This window comes from Marichromatium sp. AB31, from assembly GCF_003718685.1.
In the GTDB taxonomy this organism is placed as follows: Bacteria; Pseudomonadota; Gammaproteobacteria; order Chromatiales; family Chromatiaceae; genus Marichromatium; species Marichromatium gracile.
The window spans coordinates 1-5,392 of sequence record NZ_RHFI01000045.1 but is presented as its reverse complement, the minus strand read 5'-3'; the positions used below and the strand labels follow the sequence as shown (position 1 = coordinate 5,392).

Sequence of the window (5,392 nt, the reverse complement as noted above, 5' to 3'; positions counted from 1 at the left end):
CTCGACGGCGGACTCGGCGCCGATATCCTCGTCGGCGGCAGCGGCAACGACCAGCTTGCTGGCGGCTTTGGCGCCGACACCGCCGAGGTCGCCGCCACCATGGCCGAGCTGACGCTGACGCGCGCGGCCGACGGCTCGGCCACCCTGCTCGGCCCCACCGGCACCGATACCCTCGGCGCCGATGTCGAGCTGCTGGTCAGCACCGCCGATGGCGCCATCACCCTGGTGCAGACCTTCTCCTCCGCCCGCCACCCCGGGCTCGGCATCGACGCCACTTTCGACGCCGCCTTCTATCTCGCCGCCAACCCGGATGTCGCCGCCGCCGTCGCCAGCGGCACCATCGCCGACGCCGAGGCGCACTTCCTCACCTGGGGCGCGGCCGAGGGCCGCGCGCCCAACGCCAGCTGGGACGAGAACGCCTACCTGACCGCCAACCCCGAGGTCAGCGCCGCCGTCGACAACGGCGAGATCGCCTCGGGCATCGTCCATTACCTGGGCAACGGCGCCCGGGACCTCACCCTCACCGCCGACAACGCCTTCGACGCGACTTTCTACCTCGCCGAGAACCCGGACGTCGCCGCCGCCATCGCCGCCGGCACCATGGTCAGCGCCGAGTCCCACTTCCTCGGCTGGGGCATGGCCGAGGGGCGCGCACCGCACGCGCTCTGGGACGCCGAGGACTACCTCGCCGACAACCCCGACGTCGCCGCCGCCGTCGCCGACGGCACCTTCGCCTCGGCCGTCGAGCACTACTGGTGCTACGGCGCCGACGAGGACCGCGCCCCCGGCCCCTGGTTCGACACCGGCGCCTATCTCGCGGACAACCCCGACGTCGCCGCCGCCGGGCTCGACGCCGCCTCGCACTTCGTGCTCTGGGGCGCGGCCGAAGGGCGACTCGGCACCGTTGCCGACACCGAGCTGCTGCTCGCCTGAGTACACATGGCAGCCCGGATTCTTGAAGGTATAAGGGGATGCCCTCAGCTTGATTTCAGAGATATACGATCGCTGCCACGCGATCATGGAGAAAGCGCGATCTGCACCGACAACGCAACCCGACCGACGATAAGGATTCGACTGGGTATCATCCCCAAAAAATTGACATAGACCGCAGTCTAAGGTTTTGAATACGCTTACGCTTCAGCATCTGATCGAGTGCAGGCGATCAGGGCCGAGCACGGTCTCCGCGCCCAGGGAGAAGGCGGAATCGAAACAGCCAGACGCAATGTTGAAAGGTCGGGAGTCTGGTGCCGGACACCGGGGGCCGATGACTCTGGATCCACGGCCCTGACCTGAGCCCTGGCGTCGGCCGGCCGCCTGTCCATCAGTGATCTGCGACAAAGGTTCGATCCATGCACGATGGCTCCCAGACCTTTCATTTCATCTCCGGGCTGCCGCGCGCCGGCAGCACACTGCTCGCTGCCCTGCTGCGCCAGAACCCCCGCATCCATGCCTCGATGACCAGCGGGCTCGGCGCCCTGGTCAACGGCGCCATGCAGATCATGAGCCCGGGCTCCGAGGTCGCCCTGACCCTTCAGCCCGGGCAACGCGAGCACATCCTTCGCGCGCTCTTCTCCAGCTACTACGACGGCCTGACCGAGCGCCCACTGATCTTCGACACCAACCGTGGCTGGACGGCGCGCATGCCATTGCTCGCCGCGCTCTTTCCAGAATCCAAGGTCATCGCCTGCGTGCGTGACGTCTCCTGGGTGATGGATAGCCTGGAGCGACAGGTACGCAAAAACCCCTATCACTTCACCCGACTGTTCGGCCCCCAGAACCAGGGCACCGTCTACAGCCGGGTGGAGACGTTGATGCACCACGACGCCCTGGTTGGTCGTGCCTGGAGCGGACTCAAGGAGGCCTTCTACGGCGAGCAGGCCGCCTCCCTGCTGATCGTCGACTACGAATTGTTGGCGCGCGCCCCAGCCAGGGTGCTGCCGCTGATCTATCAGTTCATCGGCGAGCCCTGGTACGAGGGCCACGACTTCGACCGGGTGGAATACGATGCCGCCGATTTCGACGAGGCGCTCGGCGTCGACGGGCTGCACCGTATCCGCCCCAAGGTCGAGTTCCAGCCCAGACGCACCCTCCTGCCGCCCGATCTGTTCAAGAAGTGCCAGGGCATGGACTTCTGGCGCACCGTCAACGGCAGCCAGGCCAATGTCATCGTCGCCCAGCGCAGCGATGACCCCGAGACCGGCACGGAAGCACTGGCCTAAACCGCCCAACCCGTTCAGCGCCCGTTGAGCCCCCTCCACGGACACCCTGCCGCAGATCAGAGATGCCGCCGCCATGACCGACTCCCAGCAAATCGCCGTCATCGATACTCAGGTCCCGGATTATCAAAGCCTGCAATTCGCCGCCGAAGAGGCCGGGCTGGAGGTCATTCTGCTCTCCGGGAACGGCGATGGGATCGAGGAACTGGCCGAGGCGTTGGAGGGACGCAGTGGAATCGAGGCACTGCACATCCTCTCGCACGGGGCGAGTGGGCAGGTATATCTCGGCGATGACGTGCTGAGCAGCGACAGCCTGGACGAGCATTTGGATGCCTTGGGGATCATCTCCAGCGCAATCTCCGAGGACGGGGATTTGCTGCTCTATGGCTGCGAGGTGGGCGCCGACGGCGCCGGTCGCGCGTTCCTGGGCGATCTGTCGATCTTAACCGGCGCCGACGTGGCCGCCTCCGACGATGCGACCGGCGCCGACGCCCTGGGCGGCGACTGGGACCTGGAGGTCACCCGCGGCACCATCGACGCAACGCCTTGGGCGGCGACGGGGGTGGAGGGCTTCGACGGTGTGCTAGCGTACAGCGGGACCATCACGTTCGACAGCGCGCCGACCAGCGGCGCGTACGGGAGCGGCGATGCCAACGAAAACGCCACCTACACCCTCACCGGGGGCAACTATACCTTGGTGCTCGATGGCGCAAGCGAGAGCACGTACATTTATGTTTACGGTGGCGACGGATACGGAAACATCGGTGCAAACAGAGCGACAGAGACCAAGGCAACGCTGTATTTTCAGGGAGGAGAAACGTTCGATATTTCAAGCATAAACCTGACGAACTATGGTGTCCATTCCGAAATTTTCATCATAACATCCGATAAAGCAGGCGACTATTACAAAACAGGCGCCATTTCAAACGGAAATAGCCAGGACGCCACGCTGACCGGCTTCACGGGCATCAGCAAGCTTTACATTGTTGCCCAGGACGGAAGCATTGAGAACGCCGAAATTGATAACTTGGTCCTAGCCAACGTTCAGTCACCCTCCAACGATCCGGTCTTCACCGTCGATAATGACGGCAGTGTTTCCGAGACCGCCACCAACGGTACGCAGGTGCTGGCTGACGGCGACATCGAGGCCAACGACGGCGACAGCGGCGGAGCGGATGCCGGGATCACCTATTCCATCACCGCCGGCAACGGGAACAAGGATGGCGACGGCAATTCGGCCTTCGCGATCGATTCCAACACCGGCGCCGTCACCGTCAACGACGCCGACGATCTGGATTTTGAAACCACACCGTCCTACACCCTGACCATCCGGGCCAACGACGGCAGCGGGACCGTCGACACTGATTTGACCATTACGGTCAACGATGTGGCCCCCTCCATCACCGGCGGGCAAAGCTTCGGCGCCAACGAGTCCGCCGCCAACAGCTCGGCGGTGGGCACGGTCGCCACCACCGGCGACGACGACGGCGTCACCTTCTCCATCCAGTCCGGAAACACCGGCAGCGCCTTCGCCATCGACGCCTCGACCGGCGCGATCAGCGTCAACGACACCAGCCAGCTCGACGCCAGCGTCACCTCCAGCTACACCTTGGGCATCCGCGCCACCGATGGCACGACGCCATCCGACGTCGATGTCACCATCAACGTCACCGACGACGTCGCGCCCGCGATCACCAGCAACGCCCCCGCCGGCGCGCCGGCGGCCAACGCCGCCTCGGTCGACTTCAGCGTCACCTTCGACGAATCGGTGAGCAACGTCAGCGCCGACGACTTCCAGCTCACCACCACCGGCAACGCCTCGGGCACGATCAGCGGGGTTGCCGGTTCCGGCACCAGCTACACGGTGACCGTCGATACCATCGCCGGTGACGGCACGCTGCGCCTCGACCTCAAGGGGGCGACCGATATCGTCGATGACGCCACCAATGTGGCCACCGCTTATACCTCGGGCACCACACACAGCGTCGATCGTCTCGCCCCCACGGTGACTGACGCCAACCTCTCGATCAGCGGGGCCAGCGGTACCGCCGGGGCCTACAAGGTCGGCGACACCCTCACCGCCACCTGGGACAATACCGCCTCGGGCGACAACAATGCCGACATCGCCAGCGTCAGCGCCGACTTCAGCGCCTTCGGCGGCGGCACGACGGTGGCCGCGAGCAACAGCGGCGACACCTGGACGGCGACCTACACCATCACCGAAGATGGCGGCGGCAGTCTCGATACTACCGGTCGCAACGTCTCGGTGACCGCCACCGATGATGCCGGCAACGCCACCACCACCGCCGACACCACCAACGCCACGCTCGACAACGACAGCCCCGTCGTCACCGACGCCAACATCAGCCTCTCCGGCGCGAGCGGCACCGGTGGGGCCTTCGTCACCGGCGACACGGTCACCGTCACCTGGGACGATACCGCCTCGGGCGACAACAATGCCGACACCCTCGCCGAGGTGACGGTGGACTTCAGCGCCTTCGGTGGCGGTGCGGCAGTGGCTGCAAGCGAGAGCAGCGGCACCTGGACGGCGAGCTATACCGTCACCCCCGGCACGATCGAGGCGGCCAATCGCAACGCCTCGGTGACGGTCACCGATGACGCTGGCAACACCACCATCATCGCCGACACCTCCAACGCCACGCTCGACAACCAGGCCCCGACGGTCAGCGCCGTCTCGGCGACGACGGCCAACGGCACCTATGGCATCGGCGAGACGATTACCGTGCAGGTCCAGTTCAGCGAGGCGGTGACCGTCACCGGCACGCCACAACTGACCCTCGAGACCGGGGCGAGTGATCGTACAGTCGACTACAGCGGGGGTTCGGGCACCACGACCCTGAGCTTCGCCTATACGATCCAGGCCGGCGACACCAGCGCCGACCTCGACTATGTCGCAACCACGGCGTTAGCCCTCAACGGCGCGACGATCAACGATGGCGCCGGGAACCCGGCCGCGCTCACCCTGCCCTCGCCTGGGGCGGCCAATTCGCTCGGCGCCAACAAGGCGCTCGTGATCGACACCGTCCCCACCATCACCGCGGCGGGCTACGACGCCGACACCGGGGTGCTGACGGTCACCGGGAGCAACTTCGTGGCCGCCAGCGGCGCGGCCAACGACGTCGATCTCTCGACGCTGACGATCACCGGCGGCAACG

3 protein-coding genes are annotated in these 5,392 nt (G+C 65.9%); all 3 read left to right on the top strand.

The window, feature by feature from the left end:
* On the top strand, window positions 1-933 hold a 933-nt coding region (locus EBL84_RS17530; RefSeq protein ID WP_305028061.1), incomplete at its 5' end, for a hypothetical protein.
* Between the two features lie 416 nt (window positions 934-1,349).
* Complete coding sequence (locus EBL84_RS16580) at window positions 1,350-2,219, top strand: sulfotransferase (RefSeq protein ID WP_123141796.1); 870 nt, start codon at window positions 1,350-1,352, stop codon at window positions 2,217-2,219.
* A 73-nt stretch (window positions 2,220-2,292) separates the two neighbouring features.
* On the top strand, window positions 2,293-5,392 hold a 3,100-nt coding region (locus EBL84_RS16570), incomplete at its 3' end, for a DUF4347 domain-containing protein (RefSeq protein ID WP_148040328.1).

Bases quoted from the DNA above. Each gene is read 5' to 3' on its own strand.
- EBL84_RS16580 (WP_123141796.1), top strand. From the start codon at position 1,350: ATGCACGATGGCTCCCAGACCTTTCATTTCATCTCCGGGCTGCCGCGC.